Source organism: Paenibacillus herberti (genome assembly GCF_002233675.1).
GTDB classification, from domain to species: domain Bacteria; phylum Bacillota; class Bacilli; order Paenibacillales; family Paenibacillaceae; genus Paenibacillus_O; species Paenibacillus_O herberti.
The window spans coordinates 1132739-1153040 of sequence record NZ_NMUQ01000002.1; the positions used below are offsets into that span (position 1 = coordinate 1132739).

Below are 20302 nucleotides of genomic sequence, written 5' to 3' on the forward strand. Positions count from 1 at the left end.
TTAGTCCAAAAGAAAGCCGCTGAAGCCTAAGCTTCGGCGGCTTTCATCATTTTGGGCACATCCAGCTCGCCTGGCGCGAGTTTGTCTTTAGCTCCTCGTAGCGGTACCATGGAGCGCTTCAGAATCACCTTGATCTCAGCCGGTCCGAGGCCGGGCTGATGCGCGAGCAGCAAGGCGACTGCACCGCTCACATGGGAAGTAGCCATCGATGTGCCACTCATTTCATGGTACTTGCCTTTCAGCCAGGCGGAATGGATGTGGTCGCCTGGAGCATAGATGTCGATATAAGGCCCACGGTTGCTGAAGGAAGCGATGCGGCGCATCCGATTCGTCGCCCCAACAGAAATCGTTTGCGGATAGCGCGCGGGATAATCGATGGAACGGCGCCTGCCGTCATTACCGGAAGAGGCGATGATGATGACTCCGGCGTTGGTGGCGTTGATACAGGCGGTATGCAGCGATTTACTGCGTGATTTCATACCGAAGCTCATGTTGATAATATTCATGCCGCTTCGGACGCACCATTCAATGCCGAGGATAATGTCGGACACGAAGGCGCTGCCGTTCTGATCGAACGCTTTGACGGCATAAACGATGGACCGTGGAGCGACCCCGATCATGCCGGTGGGCTGATTTGCAGCAGCAATCGTTCCGGCGATATGGGTTCCGTGGCCGTTGTCATCATGGGGAAGCTGAGTGCGGTCGACGAGATTGATGCCACGCCCGAGCGATGATTTTAGATCGGGATGAGAATGATCGATACCCGTATCGATGACACCGATTTTGATGCGATGACCTGTGGTGCGGTTCCATGCCAGAGGAGCCCGGATTTGCTGAACGCCCCAGGGCAGCCCTTTTTCAGGCATAGCTTTAGGCAATCCGGCCGCGTTCATATAAATCAAGCTGTCTTTTTCAACGGTAATCCCTTCGGGAAGCGGAGGCAGCTCCGCCTTCTTGGGCAGCAGCAAGCTAAGCGATTGGATGAGCGGTATCGGAGTCAGCTCCAGGGCAGGTGAAGTTCCCTCGCAGGCATGGAGGAAAGAATGATATTCGTCGGGGCGTCGGAAAGAAAGCATAAACCGCTTTGTCGGAACGCCCGCGGAGGCAGGGATGTCGCGCAGCCAGCGGAGCAGTTGATCCAAGTTGATGTCCCTCCTGACGGACAATGCTTGGATAATGTATGAGCAGTCTGCCGCTGCCCGATAGAGCCACCTGCCCGTTTTAAAACAATTTGGGCCGCGACTCGTGTCAATCGCCCGCCAGTCTTCATACAATGGATCAAGAGTCGAAGGGCTCTTGCAAGCCGGGGGGCCAGCGCTCTCGCGGAAGGATACAGTCAGGAGCGAAGGGGAGGCCCTTCGTTCTTCCCTTTTACCGAGTAAAGGGGATCCATATGTAGGAGTGGACAAGCCTAGAAGGATGGGGTTAGGACAAAAGGCCCGTTTTTTGAAATTAATTAACATGAAGCTGTCCCTATTCCGAGTTACATTAAATCCACTTGTATGAATATGGAAAATTAGGTTGTATCGCACAGTTTATTAATAAAACAATAAAGGGGTTACACAAGCAATGAAGCAGAAGGTAGTTTTGATGTTTATGGCAATCATGATCATGTTGCCTGCAACTGTTTTCGCAGCGTCGGACAAGTTCCTATCGGAAGAGTACTCGTACACTTCTCTTCCTGAAGATATCCAAGTTGGTGATATAGTTCAGATCGAATTTGAGTCTCTGAAAGGAAAGTCTATGAATGATCTTCGAATACTCATTTCAGACAGCTCCATCCTGGAACATACTTGGAATGGTGATGCTGGAGAGCTGGTTGTGGAAGCAGTGGGAGAAGGTCAGGTTGAAGTCACTTACTCTGCTGAAGGATATAAGGATGAGACGATTAGCTTGAATGTCGTAAGTGAGTTATATGAGGATGAGGATTCTACTACGGAAGAGGAATCAGTGAACGAAGAAGCGTATCCTCAAGAAATTCTCGATCTTCAAGAGTATGTTTCCATGCTCGAACCGATTGAGCCTTACGAAACAAAAGCATTAAGTGCCTATGAGAAGTTGGGTAACATTTCAAGCTCTAATCGTAAGTCTTTCTACAACACTCTGACTTATTCGATCATTCCTAACTACACTAAAGTTGTAAGCATGTCGAAACTAGTTGTTGCTCCTAATGATGAACTGAAACAAATCCATAGTCTAGTGATAAAAGGATCTAAGCTACAGCTTGAAGGATTCCAACTAGCAAAAACGGCCATCTACAAGAAAACGAGCTTCAAGGCTGCAAATGCTAAATTTGCGGCTGCCACAAAATTACTTGAACAGTATAATAGCGAAGTGATTAAGTATGGTAATAGGTACAGCTCCAACTGATTCATTTTTCAGTTGGCTAGCCGCGGTCTTGCGCATGGCGCAGGCCGCCTTTTTTTATGGGACGGCTTCAGTTCACACGCAGAACCATGCCAACGGCTCTATACCGCCTTGATTTTTTGGGTCAAATAGGTTTTACTAAAGGTTGACTGTGGACATGATGGAAGAAGACTACTTGCGTATGATTATCCGAGAGGATGTGTCTGGATTAGATGAGCACGACTAACTTATCCCAAAAATTCGATGCGGAGCGCTTGCGCGAGATGCCGATGGTTGACCTGGCATTCGAGGTGCTGAAGTCGGCAAATACGCCGTTCTACTACCGCGATCTGATGAAGGAAATTGCCAAATATCGTGGGCTGAAGGGTGATGAAGTGAACAATGTCATCGCCCAGGTTTATACGGAGATCAACATCGACGGGCGTTTCGCCTGTGTTGGCAGCAACACCTGGGGCCTGAAACGCTGGTACCCAGTAGAGAAAAATGAAGATCCAATCAGCAATGCCAAACGTCCGCGTATCATCAACGATGAAGACGATCTCGAGGATGAGGAAGTGTTCGAGGCCGAAGAGGACGAGAACTACACCGAAACCGAAGAGGACTTCGATCTGTTCGATGAGGATCGTGAGTTCGAAGAGAGCGAAGAAGAGGAAGAAACCGCTGTCGACGAGACGATCGAAGAAGATGCCGATGCGGTGGCTGAGGAGTCGGATGACGATGAGGAAGACTTCGACGATGAGGACGAAGACGGCGATTCGGAAGACGATAAGAAGTAAGAACTAGGCTACAGAGGCTCCGGGCAACCTTTCAGAAGGTTGTCTCGGGGCCTTTTTCAGTAGCAAAGGAAAAATATTGAAAATGATTCCAATTTGAACCTTTTCAGCACAAGTCTACCACCCTGTACTCTTTGAAATCCTTCTTCATGCTTAGAGGTTTAGATGCTTGGAGGGCAAGCCAATGTGGAGAACTAGTCATTCTAGGAGGAATCATATTTGGAAAGGTTTTTGTTGGAGCAAGTCAAGCGTAAAACGGGTGCCGCAGTCCTTGCAGTGGCTTTATTGTTCACCGCAATGCCGCCCGCACCTGTAGCTGCTTTACCGATTCAAGCCACTGGAAGCGTCTCCGCTGAATTTGAAAATAAAGCGATTGAAGCGCTCCGGCAACTGGGATACACAATACCCATATCGCGTACCTTAGCATGTGGGAGAATCGACTGAACATTTTCGTCAAAAAAGTCGGAGAGAACGACGGAGTCCGGATCACAAGTGAAAAGGAACGCAGCGTTGCCGGATTTGCATGGGCAGCCAATGATCGGCTGATCTATGCGAAAGACACTGGCGGCGATGAGAACTAGGTGCCGATCCGAAAAACCTTCCTCTTATTGTGAATCCGCACGGAGGCCCATGGGCTCGGGATGTGTGGGGTTATAATCCGGAAGTGCAATTTTTGGCCAGCAGAGGTTACGCGGTGCTGCAGGTTAACTTCCGCGGTTCAACCGGATACGGCAAAGAGTTCCTGGATGCAGGCAACAAGCAATGGGGTAAAGCGATGCAAAATGACCTGACAGACGGCGTTAATTGGCTCGTTCAGGAAGGAATTGCGGACAAAGAGCGGGTAGCCATATACGGAACTTCATACGGAGGTTATGCTGCGCTCGCTGGTTTAGCTTACACACCTGATGTATACGCAGCGGGAGTAAGCTATGTCGGTCCGTCCAACTTGTTCACGTTGCTTGACTCATTGCCCGCTTACTGGGAATCTCAGCGTACGATGATGTACCAGCGTATAGGCGATCCTGTCAAAGAGAAGGATCTTCTGACCGAAATCTCGCCGCTGTTCTCCGTTGATACAATCAAGGCGCCCCTGTTTGTCGTTCAGGGTGCCAATGATCCTCGCGTCAAACAAGCCGAGTCGGATCAAATCGTCAAAGCTTTGAAAATAACAGTGCAAGTACAGGGTGACAGTATCTCAGAACAGCTACAGAGTGACAATCTCAAGCACAACGCCAGGCATCTGCTTGTCCTTGACAGTACATCTGCCGTGAAGTACACTATTGCATGGGCTTTTTGGAGCGTACTGTGAAATTTATCATCAGCTTAAGGCTGTAGGCGCAGGGATCCGGTAAGTGGATGCCGCTGCGGGCAGCCTGCATATTTGCATGGGTGATTGAAGAAAGTGCCCCCTTATACGGGTGACACTTTTTTTGTTTTTATATGGGGTCCGCGCCATGATTTATGGCCGGCCTGGGCAACCTTTAACTAACCATAGGAGCATGGAGGGTACTAACAGTGACGAAATATATCTTTGTAACGGGCGGTGTGGTGTCGTCTCTTGGCAAGGGAATTACCGCAGCTTCACTCGGCAGGCTGCTCAAGAACCGTGGCCTCAAGGTAACCATTCAGAAGTTTGATCCGTACATCAACGTGGATCCGGGAACGATGAGCCCGTACCAGCACGGCGAGGTTTTTGTTACGGACGACGGGGCGGAAACAGATCTTGATCTAGGCCATTACGAGCGTTTTATCGACATCAACCTTTCCAAGAACAGCAATGTGACGTCCGGTAAGGTTTACTCCTCCGTTATTACAAAGGAGCGTCGTGGTGAATACCTCGGCGGAACGGTCCAGGTTATCCCTCATATTACCAATGAAATTAAAGAGCGCGTCTTCCGCGCCGGCCGCGAGGCGGGCTCGGATGTCGTCATTACCGAAATCGGCGGCACGGTCGGCGATATCGAGAGTCTTCCTTTCCTGGAAGCCATTCGCCAGATCAAGAGTGACATTGGCCGTGACAACGTGATGTATGTTCATGTGACGCTGATCCCTTATATCAAAGCAGCTGGCGAAGTGAAAACTAAGCCGACCCAGCATAGCGTTAAGGAACTGCGCAGCATCGGCATTCAGCCGAACGTTATCGTTTGCCGCACGGAGAAGAGCATCTCCGAGGAAATGAAGCGTAAAATCGCGTTGTTCTGCGACATCGATCCAAACGCCGTCATTGAATGCCGCGATGCTTCCACACTGTACGAGGTTCCGCTGATGCTTCAGGAGGAAGGATTCGACGAGTACGTGGTCAACCATCTGAAGCTGAGTGCGCCACAGCCGGATATGACGGAATGGAAACAGCTTGTTGATCGTGTCAAAAACCTCAAGCACTCCACCGAGATCGCTATTGTAGGCAAGTATGTTGCCCTGCATGACGCTTATCTCAGTATCGTGGAATCGCTGGCGCATGCTGGCATTGAGGCGGACTCCGAGGTTAACATTCGCTGGGTCGACGCAGAGGAGCTAAACGACGAGAACGCCGGTAAGCAACTTGGCGGCGTGAAGGGAATTCTCGTTCCTGGCGGCTTTGGCGATCGTGGCATCGAGGGTAAAGTAGCGGCAATTCGCTATGCGCGCGAGAAGCAGATTCCGTTTTTCGGTATTTGCCTCGGCATGCAAGTAGCCGTTATTGAATATGCCCGTAACGTAGTTGGTTTGGAAGGTGCTAATAGCTCGGAAATTAATCCGACGACCACATATCCGGTTATCGACCTGCTTCCGGAGCAGAAGGATATCGAGGATCTTGGCGGCACGATGCGTCTCGGTCTGTATCCTTGCAAAATCGTGGACGGCTCCCTGGCTGCTCACGAATACAATGACGAGCTGGTTTATGAGCGTCATCGTCATCGGTACGAGTTCAACAATGAGTACCGCGAGCAAGTGGAGAAGGCAGGCCTGCGCATTTCCGGCACCTCGCCGGACGGCCGCCTCGTTGAAATGGTTGAACTGCCGGGCCATCCTTGGTTCTTGGCTGTCCAATTCCATCCGGAGTTCACCTCCCGCCCGAACCGCCCACAGGCGCTGTTCCGCGGTTTCGTGAACGCCTCGCTTAAGACAGGCGAATAACATTCTTTAGTCCGCCTTTGTAAGTCCCTTCTGCGGACGTTAATACTGGTTCCATCAGCCGCCCGGCTTCCTCTGTGGATTCGGGCGGCTTTTTTCCATATCCAAGAAGGAGTTAAGAAGGGCAGGGCGAATATACAGGATTAGTAAAACTGTTGCCCAACCTCTGGAATAAAGTCGCCAACGGATTCGCTACCCGACATCGGAGCGGTTAAAGTTCGTGATGAAAGTGCAACGATGGAACCGAACTGGATATAGGGGCTGGAATTCAAGCAGAACGGACCCACCCGGGCCTGATCTGTAGAATAGCACGAAACCTAACGGGAGGTAGAAGAGTTGGACATGAAAAAGGTGCTCATCGTAGATGACCAGAATGGAATACGCGTTCTCCTAATGGAGGTATTTACGAGCGAGGGATACACGACCTTCCAAGCTTCCAACGGCAAGCTGGCTCTGGAAATTGTCCGTAATGAAAGTCCGGATCTGGTGTTGCTGGATATGAAGATTCCCGGCATGGATGGGCTTGAGATTCTCAAGCATGTCAAGGCAATCGATCGCAGCATTAAGGTTATTATGATGACGGCGTATGGTGAGCTTGACATGATCAAGGAAGCGACGGATTTAGGAGCGGTTATGCATTTCACCAAGCCGTTCGATATCGACGAAATGCGTCTTGCCGTCAACATGCAACTGCGGCGTGATGGGGAGAACAATAGCAAATACGCAATCGGGTCCTGAGAGCAGGACCTTTTTTTGTGTGTATGAGTACGCGTTGCTGGGCGGGACGCCCAAGTACACATGTATTATTCAAGTGTGTTATAATGTCTCAGAATGAACAAGCTACTTTTCCTTTAGCGAAGACTGCAGTCTTACGACTGGCAGCCTTCTCCTTTCGAACCAAGATAATGAGCGCGCGCCCTCTCTTTCGAATTGTCGGTGCGCGCTGCGTTATTTTCAGCCGCAGGTGAGCCGCATAGCGGCACTATACCTGTTTTTTCCGGGGAGGATACCGCATCAATGGAGAAATTAATGGTTCGTGGCGGACGGCCGCTACGAGGCACGGTTCAAATCAGCGGCGCCAAAAACAGCGCAGTCGCACTGTTGCCGGCAGCCATCCTGGCTGAATCGGAAGTTGTTTTGGACAACCTTCCGCAGCTTAGCGACGTTGCGGTGTACGGTGAAATTTTGGAGCAGCTCGGTGCAGGCGTGTCCTGGAGTGGAGATACCATGCGCATCGATCCATCGCGTCTGGTCTCAGCCCCTATGCCCGACGGCAAAGTCAAATTGTTGAGAGCTTCCTATTATCTGATGGGGGCGCTGCTAGGCCGCTTCGGTGAAGCGGTTATTGGATTGCCTGGTGGCTGCAATTTTGAGCCCCGTCCAATTGACCAGCATATCAAAGGCTTCGAAGCTTTAGGAGCCGAAGTGTCCAACGATCATGGTTCAATTCGTATCTCGGCCCGCGAGCTTCGCGGTGCTAAGATTTATCTAGACGTGGTCAGCGTAGGCGCGACCATCAATATTATGTTAGCGGCGTCGCGCGCCAAAGGCATAACGACCATTGAGAACGCGGCTAAAGAGCCTGAAATCATAGATGTGGCCACATTGCTTAACGCCATGGGTGCTAGAATAAAAGGTGCTGGAACGGAGACGATCCGAATCGAAGGTGTGGACAGCATGCATGGCTGTCGTCATTCGATTATTCCGGACCGGATTCAAGCCGGCACGTATATGATTGCCGCTGCAGCAACTCGGGGCGACGTGCTCATCGATGGCGTCATTCCGAAGCATATGGAGGCAATGAGCGCCAAGCTTCTAGAAATGGGCGTGAAGGTCATCGAAATGGATGAATCCATCCGCATAATCGGTGCTCCTGTCTATGAGCCGATCGATGTTCGCGCGCTTGTTTATCCCGGATTTGCGACCGATTTGCAATCTCCGATGACTAGCCTGCTGACACAGGCGGGCGGAGTAAGCATCCTTACGGATTATGTGTACAGCAACCGGTTTAAACATGTGCCGGAGCTGATTCGCATGGGCGCCAACATTCGTGTTGAAGGTCGCTCCGCCATCATTGAAGGCAGTTCGCTCAATGCGGCCAAGGTCAGAGCGGCCGACCTGCGCGCTGGGGCTTCATTGGTAGTTGCTGGGCTGACTGTGGCCGAAGGCATTACAGAAATTACAGGTGTGGAGTATATTGATCGTGGGTATGATAACCTGGTTGAAAACTTACGCCGACTCGGTGCTGATGTTTGGCGCGAGAATGAATGATAGACACTCTGGTATAGTTCCAGGTGGCAACCCATTTTCTTTTGCATCGCCGTCATAAGACGGGTAAATTTGCTTTACTTGACCGGCGGTCATGCCGGTGCTGCTGTTTTAGAGCGCCGGCCCGCCTTGCTTTTCCCCGCATCTGCCAGCTTTCCTCTCTCCAGACTTTCCAAGACTGTATGAACAGTCGTTTCCTTCTTGGCGGTTAGAGCCTCGCTCTGACGGACACAATGAAAGAATAGAGTTTATAGATTCGGATTGTCCCAGTATGAGGTAAGGATTAAGGTGTGAAAACTGAATAAAGTGGTGAGATCATGAGCGAATTTCAGATCGCTGATCTGGAAGTAATGTCATTGAATGATTTGTACAAGCTCGCGAAGCAGTTCGAGGTACCGAGCTTTAATCAGATGAGAAAAAGAGAATTGGTTTTTGCTGTTCTTCGCGCCCAAGCGGAGCGTGGCGGGCTTTTATTCATGCAAGGTATTTTGGACATCCTGCCGGAAGGTTTTGGATTTTTGCGTCCGATTAATTATTTGCCTAGCAATGAAGATATTTATATCTCGGCTTCCCAAATCCGTAGATTCGATCTTAGAAGCGGCGACCTCGTATCGGGGAAATGCCGTCCTCCTAAAGAAAACGAGCGTTACTTCGGCCTTCTGCAGGTCAATGCAGTTAACGGCATGAGCCCAGAAACGGCTGCCGAGCGATTGCATTTCCCGGCGCTGACCCCTCTCTTCCCGCAAAAGAAGCTTGTTCTCGAAACGACACCTGGTCGTCTTTCTACCCGGATTATGGATCTGCTCGCTCCGGTTGGTCTTGGCCAGCGGGGACTGATTGTGGCTCCTCCTAAGGCAGGCAAAACATTGCTGTTGAAGGAAATTGCCAACAGCATCTCTGAAAACAACCCGGAAATCGAGCTATTCGTACTGCTTATCGACGAGCGGCCGGAGGAAGTTACGGACATGTCCCGCTCTGTAAGGGGAGAGGTTGTAGCGTCTACCTTTGATGAAGTACCGGAAAATCATATCAAGGTTGCAGAGCTTGTACTTGAGAGAGCACTGCGTATGGTCGAGCACAAGAAGGATGTTGTTATCCTGCTGGACAGTATCACTCGTCTGGCGCGAGCTTATAATTTAGTCATTCCTCCGTCCGGACGGACGCTGAGTGGTGGTATTGATCCGGCGGCATTCCATCGTCCGAAGCGCTTTTTTGGTTCGGCTCGTAATATCGAGGAAGGCGGCAGCCTGACCATTCTGGCGACCGCGCTGATCGATACGGGTTCGCGTATGGATGACATCATTTATGAAGAATTCAAGGGCACGGGCAACATGGAGTTGCATTTGGACCGCAAGCTGGCCGAGCGCCGGATCTTCCCAGCCATGGATATACGCCGTTCCGGTACGCGCCGGGAGGATCTGTTGCTGACAAAAGAAGAGCTGGATAAAATCTGGGTCATCCGCAAAAATATGAATGACTCGCCGGACTTTGTCGACGGGTTTCTCCGTAAGCTTGGCGAGACCAAGACGAATGTGGAGTTCATGGCTACCTTGGAATCCAAAAATGGCAACCGGCCTGCCCTGTCTTCTTCATCCAGCGGCAGCAGACCTGGAACTTCGAGCGGCAACCAAACGCCGAAGGGCCCAGCCGGCGGCAGCCCGATTGTTTCCAATACAGCTGCTTATCGCAACAATAATAACACGCAAGGCAGCGGCTACCGCAGCTACTCCCCCGGCAATGGAGGCACAGCTCAGATCGCTGGTGCGAATAGCTCGAGCGGCAGTACTAGTAATGGTGCAGCACCAACGCGCAGCGAGAATGGCTATAGTTCGCAACGAAGCGACAGCAGTAACAGCAGCAGCAACAGCAGCAACAGCAGTAACAGCAACAGCGGGACTGGGTACTCGCGCAGCGAAAATGGGTATAGTTCGCAGCGAGCTGGGCAGAGCAGCTCCTATAGCAGCAGCCGGCCAACTCCCGGCCAACGGCCGCTCAGCCGGCCTTCCTCCACTGGGGCGACTCGCCCAGTAGGGAGCAGCATGCGCCCGGGCAGTTACAGCCCGGCGCCACGCCCTAGCACCGGCGAAGTTCAGCCGCCGGTGCAGTCGGCTTCAGCCGACGAGCGCCAGCCGGCGGCAACAGTCGGTATGGCGGCTGCGCCAGCTGCGCAGCCGGAGCGCGCTGTCGAGGCGCGGCCGGCAGCGGTAAGCGCCGCTGCGGCGGAGCAGCTGCAGCAGCGCGCAGGCGAAGCCGCCAGCGCGGGCGCAGCCGCGTTGCCTGCACCGCAGGCAACGGCTTCTGCGCCAACAGCGCAGTCGGCCACGCCGACCGAAGCACCGGCTGCTGAAGCCACGCCGCCAAAACGCGGCCGTCCAGCCGGCGCAACAACGGCCTCCGCGCCAACGTCTCAGTCGGCTACGCCGACCGAAGCGCCGACTGCTGAGGCAGCGCCGGCAAAACGTGGCCGCCCAGCCGGCGCATCAACGGCCTCCGCGCCAACGTCTCAGTCGGCTACGCCGACCGAAGCGCCGACTGCTGAGGCAGCGCCGGCAAAACGTGGCCGCCCAGCCGGCGCAACAACAGCCTCCGCGCCAACGTCTCAGTCGGCTACGCCGACCGGAGCGCCGACTGCTGAGGCAGCGCCGGCAAAACGTGGCCGCCCAGCCGCAGCATCAACGGCCTCCGCGCCAACGTCTCAGTCGGCTACGCCGACCGGAGCGCCAACCGGAGCGCCAACGTCTCAGTCGGCTACGCCGACCGGAGCGCCGACTGCTGAGGCAGCGCCGGCAAAACGTGGCCGCCCAGCCGCAGTATCAACGGCCTCCGCGCCAACGTCTCAGTCGGCTATGCCGACCGGAGCGCTGACTGCTGAGGCAGCGCCGGCAAAACGTGGCCGCCCAGCCGCAGCATCAACGGCCTCCGCGCCAACGTCTCAGTCGGCTACGCCGACCGGAGCGCCGACTGCTGAGGCAGCGCCGGCAAAACGTGGCCGCCCAGCCGCAGTATCAACGGCCTCCGCGCCAACGTCTCAGTCGGCTATGCCGACCGAAGCGCCGACCGCCGATGTAGCGCCGCCAAAGCGCGGCCGCCCGGCTAGCAAGCCGACCGCCACAACTACTACCGATGACGCGGCTAAGCCTGCGACATCGATTCGCCGCCCGGCGCGGTCCAAAACCTCGCCGACGGAATAACAGCTTTTGCTTTTACCGATTTAGGAGGACATCATGAATCTTGTCTATGCCGACGAACAAGGCCAATTGTTCGACCATCCCGACTGGACCGGACTCGGCCGCGGCGGGGACATCGTCATCGAACTGATGGAGGATGAGCTGATTCCTCTGCCGGAGGGCGCGACTCTAGTCGGCCTTCCTGGCACCAGACCGATCGGCATTAGCCCGAGCGGTAAGATGGAGATGCTACCCGGATCGTACCAAGCCGTAGGAGCACTTCTTCCTCAGGGTTATACGCGACTTGCGATTCCTGGTTATGTCAAAGCGGATCGCACCGCCGTTTTGCCGCTATTCGGCTACACCGCTGTCGTCTGGAAAGACGGTGGATTTTACGTAGCTGCAGAGCAGTGCGACGATCCAGAGCGATGGAATCCGCTTAACTGCGATCGCGGTGAGCTGAACGTCAAAGTAGAGGAACTGCTGGCGAAGTACCCGGACAACCGGCTGTACAAGCATCTTTCCAACTGCGCCCTCGGCTATGAATGTCTGACCGCATCCAATACCTTCTTACAGCGCTGGGAAGGAGCCGTTCCAGTTTCCTACTCCTGTAACGCAGGCTGCTTCGGATGTATATCCGAGCAACCGGAGGATAGTGCTTTTCCCGCGCCCCAGACGCGAATGAACTTCAAGCCGACTGTTGATGAACTGGTTGAAATTATGATGGAACATCTCAAGCAGCCCCAATCCATCATCAGCTTTGGCCAGGGTTGTGAGGGCGAGCCTTCCACCCAAGCAAAGATCATCGTTGAGGCAATGAAGCGCGTCCGCCAGCAGACGAACCTAGGTTATATCAATATCAACACCAATGCCGGTTTGACCGACTTTATGCGAGCGATCGTTGATGCTGGGCTCGATCTCATGCGTGTTAGCACCATCAGTGCGCTAGATGATCATTACAATGCCTATTACAAGCCTCGGGCCTACACGCTCAAAAATGTCGAAAAGTCTCTCCGCTACGCGGTGGACAAAGGCGTCTACACCTCCATTAACTATTTGATTTTCCCCGGGGTTACTGACCGTGAGGAAGAGATGGAGGCGATGATCGATTTTGTGCGGCGGACCGGGCTACGCCTGATCCAGATGCGTAATTTGAACATTGATCCGGAGAGTTACCTTAACCTGATTCCAAAGGCGCAAGGCGAAATCTACGGTATGAAGCAAATGCTTCAGATCTTCCGCGAAGAGCTCCCTGATGTCGTGATTGGTTCCTACACGCATGTGCCTCCTGCCGAGTTAACACGTCCGCGCTGACCAAGGATTGCCGTTGCACAGGACGGGCAGGCGTGATATATTATTGAGGTATGTGATAACTCTGGGCTCGCATGAAGCTCAGGGCAGAAAGAGGTGAAAGACGATGAAAGAGGCTATTCATCCGAAATTCCACGTGACTACGGCAACTTGCGCTTGCGGCAACTCGTTCGAGACGGGTTCCGTTAAACCTAACCTGCGCGTAGAGATCTGTTCCGCTTGCCACCCATTCTTCACGGGTAAGCAGAAGTTCCTGGACGCCGGCGGCCGCGTAGACCGTTTCAAAAAGAAATACGGTATCTAATCGAATGCAACTGCCTCATATTGGCAGTATAGAAGAACCTCCCTCAGCCATCCTATGGCTAAAGGGAGGTTTTTTGCTATGTACCATCCATCTCGTTCCCGCCGACAAAGCAACCGCCTCGCGTTTGCCGCAGCCGGTCTGTTAATCAGCGCGCTGCTATTGTCCGGTTGTGGCGGCAGCCCCAATTCAATGAAGGGCAAAAGCTACGGCCAGGACGGTCAGCTTGGCTTGACCAATACGAATCCGCATTTGATCAACACGCCTCACGCGCAGAATTACCAACAGGACGCCAACTTCGCCAAGCAGAAAGCGCTGGAAGTTAAAGGGGTTCAATCGGCCCGACTCGTATTCAACGGAGCGACGATGAGTGTTTATGTGACTCCTAAGAGCGGACTTAACTCCTTGCAGCAAGAAGAAGTTCGCAACCGTGTTCAGTCTCAGATGGCATTTAACATGCCTCGCTACAAGGTCGTTACGCACCTTGCGGAATAAACCCAAACAAGGCCACTACGCACATTGCTGAATACACTCAAATGAGGTCGTTATAAGTAAAGCGGAATAATTTCAAGCTAAGGCACTCGTTTGCTGTTTCCTATGCGGTTATGGGGCTTGGCGTGACAATAGCGTTCGGTTGCACAAGCCTTGTAAATCGGCTATACTGAAAATCTGCCGTGCTAGACGGGGAGGTAGCGGTGCCCTGTAACTCGCAATCCGCTATAGCGAGGTTGAATTCCTGTCGTAGGTTATGCGTTGCAGTGTTTGGCGCCTGTGAATAGTGTTGATGGATGGGTCCTCCGCAATGGACGCTTGTGAACCCGGTCAGGTCTGGAAGGAAGCAGCCGTAAGCAAGTTTGTTCATGTGCCGGAGGAGTGCCTGACCTGAGCTAGGACCAGGAATGCCTGCTGGACCGCATGGATCGAGGACAGGTGCACGGTCCTACGATAATGACTCAAACGCTTGGTGCGTCTTTAATAGACGCTCCCAAGCGTTTTTTTGTCTCTTTTTTTTGCAACTTCTACAGGACTCGTTAGATCAGTTCAGTTTATTAATTCGTCTTTCGGCCTTGAGTCTTCAGCGACTTTTTCCATGTGAAGCACGGGCCAGCGCGACGACAGTGGTAGAGCTAGAGTCGAGCCATCTTTAAATAAAAAAGGGGGAGTGGAATCGCAGGAATCTGGGCTCCAGAGAATCGGAGGAAGAGTCTGTCAGCGTAGCTGTTTTGGCCCCGTGGCTCCGTGTGAATTTTCCCTTTATCACTTTTCTCTTCGTCCTTCGCTCTTCCTCCATCGCTCTTCCTCCTTCGCTCTTCGCTCTTCGTCCTTCGCTCTTCCTCCATCGCCTTCTGTCCATCGTCCTTCACTCATCATCCTTCCATCCCCCCGTGCCATACCTTCTCGGCATTCCGCAACCCTTTCCGAAACCCCTCCCTTTTGCCGAACCCCCAGGTGATGTATAATAAAAGAACGATTATCGGCCGCCTCTGAGCGGCACGAAAGGAAGCCACCTAGTGACCCATATCGCCTTATACCGTGCTTGGCGTCCGCAGACGTTCCAGGACATGGTAGGACAACAGCATATTAGGCAGACGCTGCAGAACGCGATCCGCGAGCAGCGCATTGCGCATGCTTACTTGTTCAACGGGCCGAGGGGCACGGGCAAGACGACGACTGCCAAAGTTTTCGCCAAAGCAGTTAACTGCGAGCACGGCCCGGCGCCGGAGCCCTGCAACGAATGTGCGGCTTGCCGGGGGATTACCGCCGGTACGATCATGGACGTCGTCGAGATTGATGCCGCCTCCAACCGGGGGATCGACGAGATTCGCGACATCCGCGACAACGTTCGGTATGCCCCTTCCGAAGTCCGCTACAAAGTCTACATCATCGACGAAGTCCATATGCTGACGACGGAAGCGTTCAACGCGCTTCTAAAAACGCTGGAAGAGCCGCCGAGCCATGTCATCTTCATCTTGGCGACGACGGAGCCGCATAAGCTGCCGGCCACGGTCATCTCTCGCTGCCAGCGCTTCGACTTCCGTCAAGTTTCACTGGAGGAACAAATTGAGCGCTTGCGCCAGATTACCGAAGAGGAGGGCATCACCGCTGAACCGGAGGCGCTGGAGTACATTGCCCGCTTGTCGGACGGCGGGATGCGCGATGCGATCAGCTTGCTTGAACAGTCTGCAGCCTTCGGCTCCGAAAAGATCACACTCGAAGGAGCAGTCGATGTAACCGGCGGACTCGCAGTCCGTCAGTTCGCAGGCATCGCCGAAGCGGTGCGGGACGGCAACGCGGCCGCTGTGCTGCCGCTTATCGAAGGCCTTATGCAAGGGGGTAAAAGTCCCGATAAATGCCTCGAGAACCTCATCTATTACTTCCGCGATTTGCTCGTGCTCAAGCTGGCCCCGGCGAGCGCGGAGGGGATGGGACGGATGGCAGATCCGGCGGTGTTCCGCGACATGGCGGAGGGCTTCAGCTCGGAGCGCATTTTCCGAATGATTGACGAACTTAACCGGTATCAAAATGAAATGAGGCATGCGGCGCATCCCCAAACCTTATTCGAGGTTGCGCTCCTCAAAATCTGCACCTTGCCGGAGAGTGCTTCGCTCGGCTCGGGTGCGCAGCCCGCTGCGGATAATCGCGGGGCTTCCGCCCCTGCGGCCTCCGGCCATGAAATAGCTGCGCTGCAGCAGCGAATTGACCAGCTTGAACGCAAGCTGGAGCAGCTTCAGCGCAGCGGAGGCGCCGCTCCCGCAGCGGCCCCAGGCGCCGCTGCGGGCGGCGCACCCGCCCGCGCCGGCAGCAGCGGGTTCGGGCCCCGGTCCGGCGGTAACCTCCGGACCGTTAAGCTCGATCCCTTTGCCTCCGCCGCTGCAAGTGCCGACACTGCCCAGCTCCGCGGCAAGTGGACGGAGGTGCTCGGGCGCATCAAGGATGCGCGCGTCACCGTCCATGCCTGGCTCGTTGATGGCGAGCCAGTCTCCTGGGCGGGCGATTCGGTGCTTATCGCTTTCAAAAACACGATGCACCGAGAGACCACCGAGAAGCAAGCCAACCGCGAGCTGATCGAGCGGGTGCTGCAGGAGACGTTGGGTAAGCCGATCCAGCTTGCCACCGTCATGCAAAAGGACTGGCAGCAGGCGTCGTCGGGCGTTTCCGCCGAGCGAAAGGCGGAGCCGCTTGAGCTTTCACATGATGAACCGCCAGTAGCGGCTTCCAGGCCGGAATGGGTCGAAGAAGCTTTCAAGCTGTTTGGCGAGGATTTAGTGGAGCTTAAGAAGGAGTAAACCTTGCATTTTGACCCATGCTGGATGCATAAGGCTTCTAATTCAATCAAGTTTAAATCAATTTAAATTCTATTAATGAGGTGACGAAGATGAATAACATGAACCAAATGATGAAGCAAGTTAAGAAAATGCAGGAGCAAATGCTGAAAGCCCAGGAAGAGCTTGAAACCAAAAGTGTTGAAGGCACAGCTGGCGGCGGCGTTGTTACGGTTGTAGTTAATGGTCACAAAAAACTGGTCAGCATCGCTATCAAGCCTGAAGCGGTTGATCCAGAAGATGTCGAAATGCTGCAAGATCTCGTGCTGACAGCTGTGAACGATGCCCTTTCCAAAGCCGACGAACTGGCGAACAAGGATATGGGTAAATTCACCGGCGGTATGAAAATTCCGGGTCTCTTCTAGTCGTCGCGCCTCGGGCGCTTGCTGCATGCTGCGGCACTTGAACTTTTCTGTGTCTAAGCTGCGGGACGGTCTCCTGAACGAACGGGGGGCCGTCCCGATTTATATTGAAGGAGTTGGGCTAGTTGTATTACCCCGAACCGATTGCGAAGCTCATCGACTCTTTTACCCGGCTGCCGGGCATCGGGCCTAAGACAGCTGGAAGGCTCGCCTTCCATGTGCTTAAGATGAAGGAAGACGATGTGATTGATTTTGCCAAGGCATTGGTCAGTGTCAAAAGAAACCTGCATTTCTGCTCTGTATGCTGCAATATTACCGATACCGATCCTTGCCGCATTTGCCAGGATAAGAGCCGTGATCACTCCTCCATCTGTGTAGTGCAGGAGTCCAGGGATCTGGTCGCTATGGAACGCACTAAGGAATACAATGGCCAGTACCATGTGCTTCAAGGTGCAATCTCGCCAATCGAGGGCATCGGTCCGGAGGAGATTCGCATTGCCGAACTGCTGCGCAGACTTGAGGATGAACGGGTACAGGAGCTTATTCTAGCGACGAACCCTAATATTGAAGGAGAAGCGACAGCGATGTATCTTTCTCGCCTGATCCGTCCCTTCGGAATTCGCGTTACCCGCATTGCACATGGACTCCCGGTAGGAGGGGATTTAGAGTATGCGGACGAAGTTACGCTATCCAAAGCTTTGGAGGGCCGCAGAGAGCTCTCCTGAAAAACTCCTCTTATTAGAAGAAACGAGGCTGACCAGAGATTCTGGTTGGCCTCGTTTTTTTTAGAACTGTATTTTCTGATCAGATCATTGCACCGGTAGTCCGCCCTTTTATTGAAAATAGATGGCGCAACCATTATTCGGCGTTCTAAACGTCCAAACCCGTTTATAGAATAACTACACAGGCAGATAACGGTCAGGACAAGCCGAAAGGGTGGTTTGAATGGGAGCAAAGCTGCGTCTGGACGGACGCGTGGAGACGCTGGCTGTTAGTAGCGTGGAAGCGGGGCGTGATGATATCGGGGGGGTTGAACTGCTGGCTGAGATTCGAGAAGCTCACCGGGATTGGATTAATGCGCAGTATCATTTTGAACAGGCGGTTGGCAGCGATCAGATTGATTACGCGGTGTATGCAATTGAAGCAACGCAAAGGCGTTATGAAATGCTGCTCCGGCAAGCGAAGCGCCTTGGAACAGCCTCGCCTGAATGGAAAGGGGGAATTCCGCGATGAAATGGATTTGGTTGAGCATGTTAAGCCTGTCTTCTATTCTACTGGTTATTACATTGGTGAGGAGCCGAATGTCCTGGTCTTGGTTCAGTCGCTTCGCTCTTCATCTTACAGCAGCCGCGGTGGGGATCTATCTGCTTAACGGAACGGGGCTGCTGCCTGGCTCCGAGATTCCGCTCAACCCGGCAACGATCAGTACGGCGGTTGTTCTCGGACTTCCGGGGGTGGCGGTACTGGCTGGTATCCAAGCAATTATTCTATAAGATTGGGCTCCCTGGATACAGGGGGCTTTTCGTATTTTCAAGGGTGAAAAAGAAAATCGAAAAAACTTTAAAAAAAGACTTGCATCCGCTTAGGCGGCTGTGATATATTATCTAAGTCGCCGCTGAGAGGCACGACGGAAACAAGCGAAAAACAAGTGAATTTGTTCTTTGAAAACTGAACAACGAGTGAAGCAAGTCAACGTTATAAATGAGCAAGTCAAACACCTTTATGGAGAGTTTGATCCTGGCTCAGGACGAACGCTGGCGGCGTGCCTAATACATGCAAGTCGAGCGGATTGATGAGGGAGCTTGCTTCCGATTCAGTTAGCGGCGGACGGGTGAGTAACACGTAGGCAACCTGCCCTCAAGACTGGGATAACCTTCGGAAACGGATGCTAATACCAGATAAACGGTTTCTCCACCTGGAGAGATCGAGAAAGACGGAGCAATCTGTTACTTGGGGATGGGCCTGCGGCGCATTAGCTAGTTGGTGAGGTAACGGCTCACCAAGGCGACGATGCGTAGCCGACCTGAGAGGGTGATCGGCCACACTGGGACTGAGACACGGCCCAGACTCCTACGGGAGGCAGCAGTAGGGAATCTTCCGCAATGGACGAAAGTCTGACGGAGCAACGCCGCGTGAGTGAGGAAGGCCTTCGGGTCGTAAAGCTCTGTTGCCAGGGAAGAACGGGTAGAGGAGTAACTGCCTTTGCCATGACGGTACCTGAGAAGAAAGCCCCGGCTAACTACGTGCCAGCAGCCGCGGTAATACGTAGGGGGCAAGCGTTGTCCGGAATTATTGGGCGTAAAGCGCGCGCAGGCGGCTTTGTAAGTCTGGTGTTTAATCTTGGGGCTCAACCCCAAGTCGCACGAGAAACTGCAAGGCTTGAGTGCAGAAGAGGAAAGTGGAATTCCACGTGTAGCGGTGAAATGCGTAGAGATGTGGAGGAACACCAGTGGCGAAGGCGACTTTCTGGGCTGTAACTGACGCTGAGGCGCGAAAGCGTGGGGAGCAAACAGGATTAGATACCCTGGTAGTCCACGCCGTAAACGATGAATGCTAGGTGTTAGGGGTTTCGATACCCTTGGTGCCGAAGTTAACACAATAAGCATTCCGCCTGGGGAGTACGCTCGCAAGAGTGAAACTCAAAGGAATTGACGGGGACCCGCACAAGCAGTGGAGTATGTGGTTTAATTCGAAGCAACGCGAAGAACCTTACCAGGTCTTGACATCCCTCTGAATCTGCTAGAGATAGCAGCGGCCTTCGGGACAGAGGAGACAGGTGGTGCATGGTTGTCGTCAGCTCGTGTCGTGAGATGTTGGGTTAAGTCCCGCAACGAGCGCAACCCTTGAATTCAGTTGCCAGCACATCATGGTGGGCACTCTGAATTGACTGCCGGTGACAAACCGGAGGAAGGCGGGGATGACGTCAAATCATCATGCCCCTTATGACCTGGGCTACACACGTACTACAATGGCCGGTACAACGGGCCGCGAAACCGCGAGGTGGAGCCAATCCTAAAAAGCCGGTCTCAGTTCGGATTGCAGGCTGCAACTCGCCTGCATGAAGTCGGAATTGCTAGTAATCGCGGATCAGCATGCCGCGGTGAATACGTTCCCGGGTCTTGTACACACCGCCCGTCACACCACGAGAGTTTACAACACCCGAAGTCGGTGGGGTAACCCGCAAGGGAGCCAGCCGCCGAAGGTGGGGTAGATGATTGGGGTGAAGTCGTAACAAGGTAGCCGTATCGGAAGGTGCGGCTGGATCACCTCCTTTCTATGGAGAATCGTTTCCTGCAACGGAAACATTCAAAACCGA

The 20302-nt window shown here is 53.5% G+C and carries 15 protein-coding genes, 1 rRNA gene, 1 other RNA gene and 2 pseudogenes; 18 read left to right on the forward strand and 1 reads right to left on the reverse strand.

What is annotated here, in order from left to right:
* Positions 1–26: 26 nt before the first annotated feature.
* Positions 27–1148 (reverse strand): S8 family peptidase, encoded by a 1122-nt coding sequence (locus tag CGZ75_RS17515; protein ID WP_425436519.1) that lies wholly within the window; start codon positions 1146–1148, stop codon positions 27–29.
* Positions 1149–1569: 421 nt separating this feature from the next.
* Between CGZ75_RS17515 and CGZ75_RS17520 the strand changes: the two genes are divergently transcribed.
* The 18 genes and pseudogenes from CGZ75_RS17520 (at position 1570) to CGZ75_RS17610 (ending at position 20260) form a co-directional block, all read left to right on the forward strand.
* Positions 1570–2370, forward strand: a complete 801-nt coding sequence (locus CGZ75_RS17520) for a hypothetical protein (RefSeq protein ID WP_089525517.1) — start codon at positions 1570–1572, stop codon at positions 2368–2370.
* A 209-nt stretch (positions 2371–2579) separates the two neighbouring features.
* A complete protein-coding gene (gene rpoE, locus CGZ75_RS17525) occupies positions 2580–3143 on the forward strand; it encodes a DNA-directed RNA polymerase subunit delta (protein ID WP_089525518.1) in 564 nt (187 codons plus the stop codon).
* A 422-nt stretch (positions 3144–3565) separates the two neighbouring features.
* Positions 3566–3721 (forward strand): hypothetical protein, encoded by a 156-nt coding sequence (locus CGZ75_RS25640; protein WP_217900076.1) that lies wholly within the window; start codon positions 3566–3568, stop codon positions 3719–3721.
* A gap of 8 nt (positions 3722–3729) precedes the next feature.
* Positions 3730–4449 (forward strand): annotated as a pseudogene (locus CGZ75_RS17535) (alpha/beta hydrolase family protein); the annotation flags it as partial.
* Positions 4450–4655: 206 nt separating this feature from the next.
* The gene (locus tag CGZ75_RS17540; protein ID WP_089525520.1) at positions 4656–6257 is read left to right on the forward strand and encodes a CTP synthase; all 1602 of its coding nucleotides are present in this window, start codon (positions 4656–4658) and stop codon (positions 6255–6257) included.
* A gap of 333 nt (positions 6258–6590) precedes the next feature.
* The gene (locus tag CGZ75_RS17545) at positions 6591–6992 is read left to right on the forward strand and encodes a response regulator (RefSeq protein ID WP_281255118.1); all 402 of its coding nucleotides are present in this window, start codon (positions 6591–6593) and stop codon (positions 6990–6992) included.
* Positions 6993–7271: 279 nt separating this feature from the next.
* The gene (locus CGZ75_RS17550; RefSeq protein WP_089525521.1) at positions 7272–8525 is read left to right on the forward strand and encodes a UDP-N-acetylglucosamine 1-carboxyvinyltransferase; all 1254 of its coding nucleotides are present in this window, start codon (positions 7272–7274) and stop codon (positions 8523–8525) included.
* A 314-nt stretch (positions 8526–8839) separates the two neighbouring features.
* Positions 8840–10070, forward strand: a pseudogene (gene rho, locus CGZ75_RS17555) (transcription termination factor Rho); the annotation flags it as partial.
* 1676 nt (positions 10071–11746) lie between these two features.
* Positions 11747–13003 (forward strand): radical SAM family protein, encoded by a 1257-nt coding sequence (locus CGZ75_RS17560; RefSeq protein ID WP_089525522.1) that lies wholly within the window; start codon positions 11747–11749, stop codon positions 13001–13003.
* 103 nt (positions 13004–13106) lie between these two features.
* Positions 13107–13304: a 50S ribosomal protein L31 gene (rpmE, locus tag CGZ75_RS17565; protein WP_089525523.1), complete on the forward strand. Its 198-nt coding sequence runs from the start codon at positions 13107–13109 to the stop codon at positions 13302–13304.
* Positions 13305–13382: 78 nt separating this feature from the next.
* Positions 13383–13796 carry a hypothetical protein gene (locus CGZ75_RS17570; RefSeq protein ID WP_089525524.1) on the forward strand — a complete coding sequence of 138 codons (414 nt, stop codon included), beginning with the start codon at positions 13383–13385 and terminating at the stop codon, positions 13794–13796.
* Between the two features lie 177 nt (positions 13797–13973).
* An RNA gene (gene ffs, locus CGZ75_RS17575) (signal recognition particle sRNA large type) lies at positions 13974–14239 on the forward strand.
* A gap of 573 nt (positions 14240–14812) precedes the next feature.
* Positions 14813–16588, forward strand: a complete 1776-nt coding sequence (dnaX, locus tag CGZ75_RS17585) for a DNA polymerase III subunit gamma/tau (RefSeq protein ID WP_089525526.1) — start codon at positions 14813–14815, stop codon at positions 16586–16588.
* Positions 16589–16677: 89 nt separating this feature from the next.
* Entirely contained in the window at positions 16678–16989 is a 312-nt protein-coding gene (locus CGZ75_RS17590; protein ID WP_089525527.1) for a YbaB/EbfC family nucleoid-associated protein, read from the forward strand.
* A gap of 122 nt (positions 16990–17111) precedes the next feature.
* On the forward strand, positions 17112–17711 hold the full coding sequence (gene recR, locus CGZ75_RS17595) for a recombination mediator RecR (RefSeq protein WP_089525528.1): 600 nt from the start codon (positions 17112–17114) through the stop codon (positions 17709–17711).
* Positions 17712–17931: 220 nt separating this feature from the next.
* A complete protein-coding gene (locus CGZ75_RS17600; protein ID WP_089525529.1) occupies positions 17932–18219 on the forward strand; it encodes a YaaL family protein in 288 nt (95 codons plus the stop codon).
* Complete coding sequence (locus CGZ75_RS17605) at positions 18216–18479, forward strand: pro-sigmaK processing inhibitor BofA family protein (RefSeq protein ID WP_089525530.1); 264 nt, start codon at positions 18216–18218, stop codon at positions 18477–18479. Before CGZ75_RS17600 ends, CGZ75_RS17605 begins: the two co-directional genes overlap by 4 nt.
* Positions 18480–18705: 226 nt before the next feature.
* Positions 18706–20260: ribosomal RNA gene (locus CGZ75_RS17610) — 16S ribosomal RNA — on the forward strand.
* Positions 20261–20302 lie beyond the last annotated feature (42 nt).

Excerpts from the sequence above, each read along its gene's own strand:
- CGZ75_RS17590 (WP_089525527.1), top strand. The coding sequence starts at position 16,678 with ATGAATAACATGAACCAAATGATGAAGCAAGTTAAGAAAATGCAGGAG.
- CGZ75_RS17520 (WP_089525517.1), top strand. The coding sequence starts at position 1,570 with ATGAAGCAGAAGGTAGTTTTGATGTTTATGGCAATCATGATCATGTTG.
- CGZ75_RS17570 (WP_089525524.1), top strand. The coding sequence starts at position 13,383 with ATGTACCATCCATCTCGTTCCCGCCGACAAAGCAACCGCCTCGCGTTT.
- CGZ75_RS17560 (WP_089525522.1), top strand. The coding sequence starts at position 11,747 with ATGAATCTTGTCTATGCCGACGAACAAGGCCAATTGTTCGACCATCCC.
- CGZ75_RS17600 (WP_089525529.1), top strand. The coding sequence starts at position 17,932 with ATGGGAGCAAAGCTGCGTCTGGACGGACGCGTGGAGACGCTGGCTGTT.
- CGZ75_RS17550 (WP_089525521.1), top strand. The coding sequence starts at position 7,272 with ATGGAGAAATTAATGGTTCGTGGCGGACGGCCGCTACGAGGCACGGTT.
- CGZ75_RS25640 (WP_217900076.1), top strand. The coding sequence starts at position 3,566 with ATGTGGGAGAATCGACTGAACATTTTCGTCAAAAAAGTCGGAGAGAAC.
- rpmE (WP_089525523.1), top strand. The coding sequence starts at position 13,107 with ATGAAAGAGGCTATTCATCCGAAATTCCACGTGACTACGGCAACTTGC.
- CGZ75_RS17605 (WP_089525530.1), top strand. The coding sequence starts at position 18,216 with ATGAAATGGATTTGGTTGAGCATGTTAAGCCTGTCTTCTATTCTACTG.
- rpoE (WP_089525518.1), top strand. The coding sequence starts at position 2,580 with ATGAGCACGACTAACTTATCCCAAAAATTCGATGCGGAGCGCTTGCGC.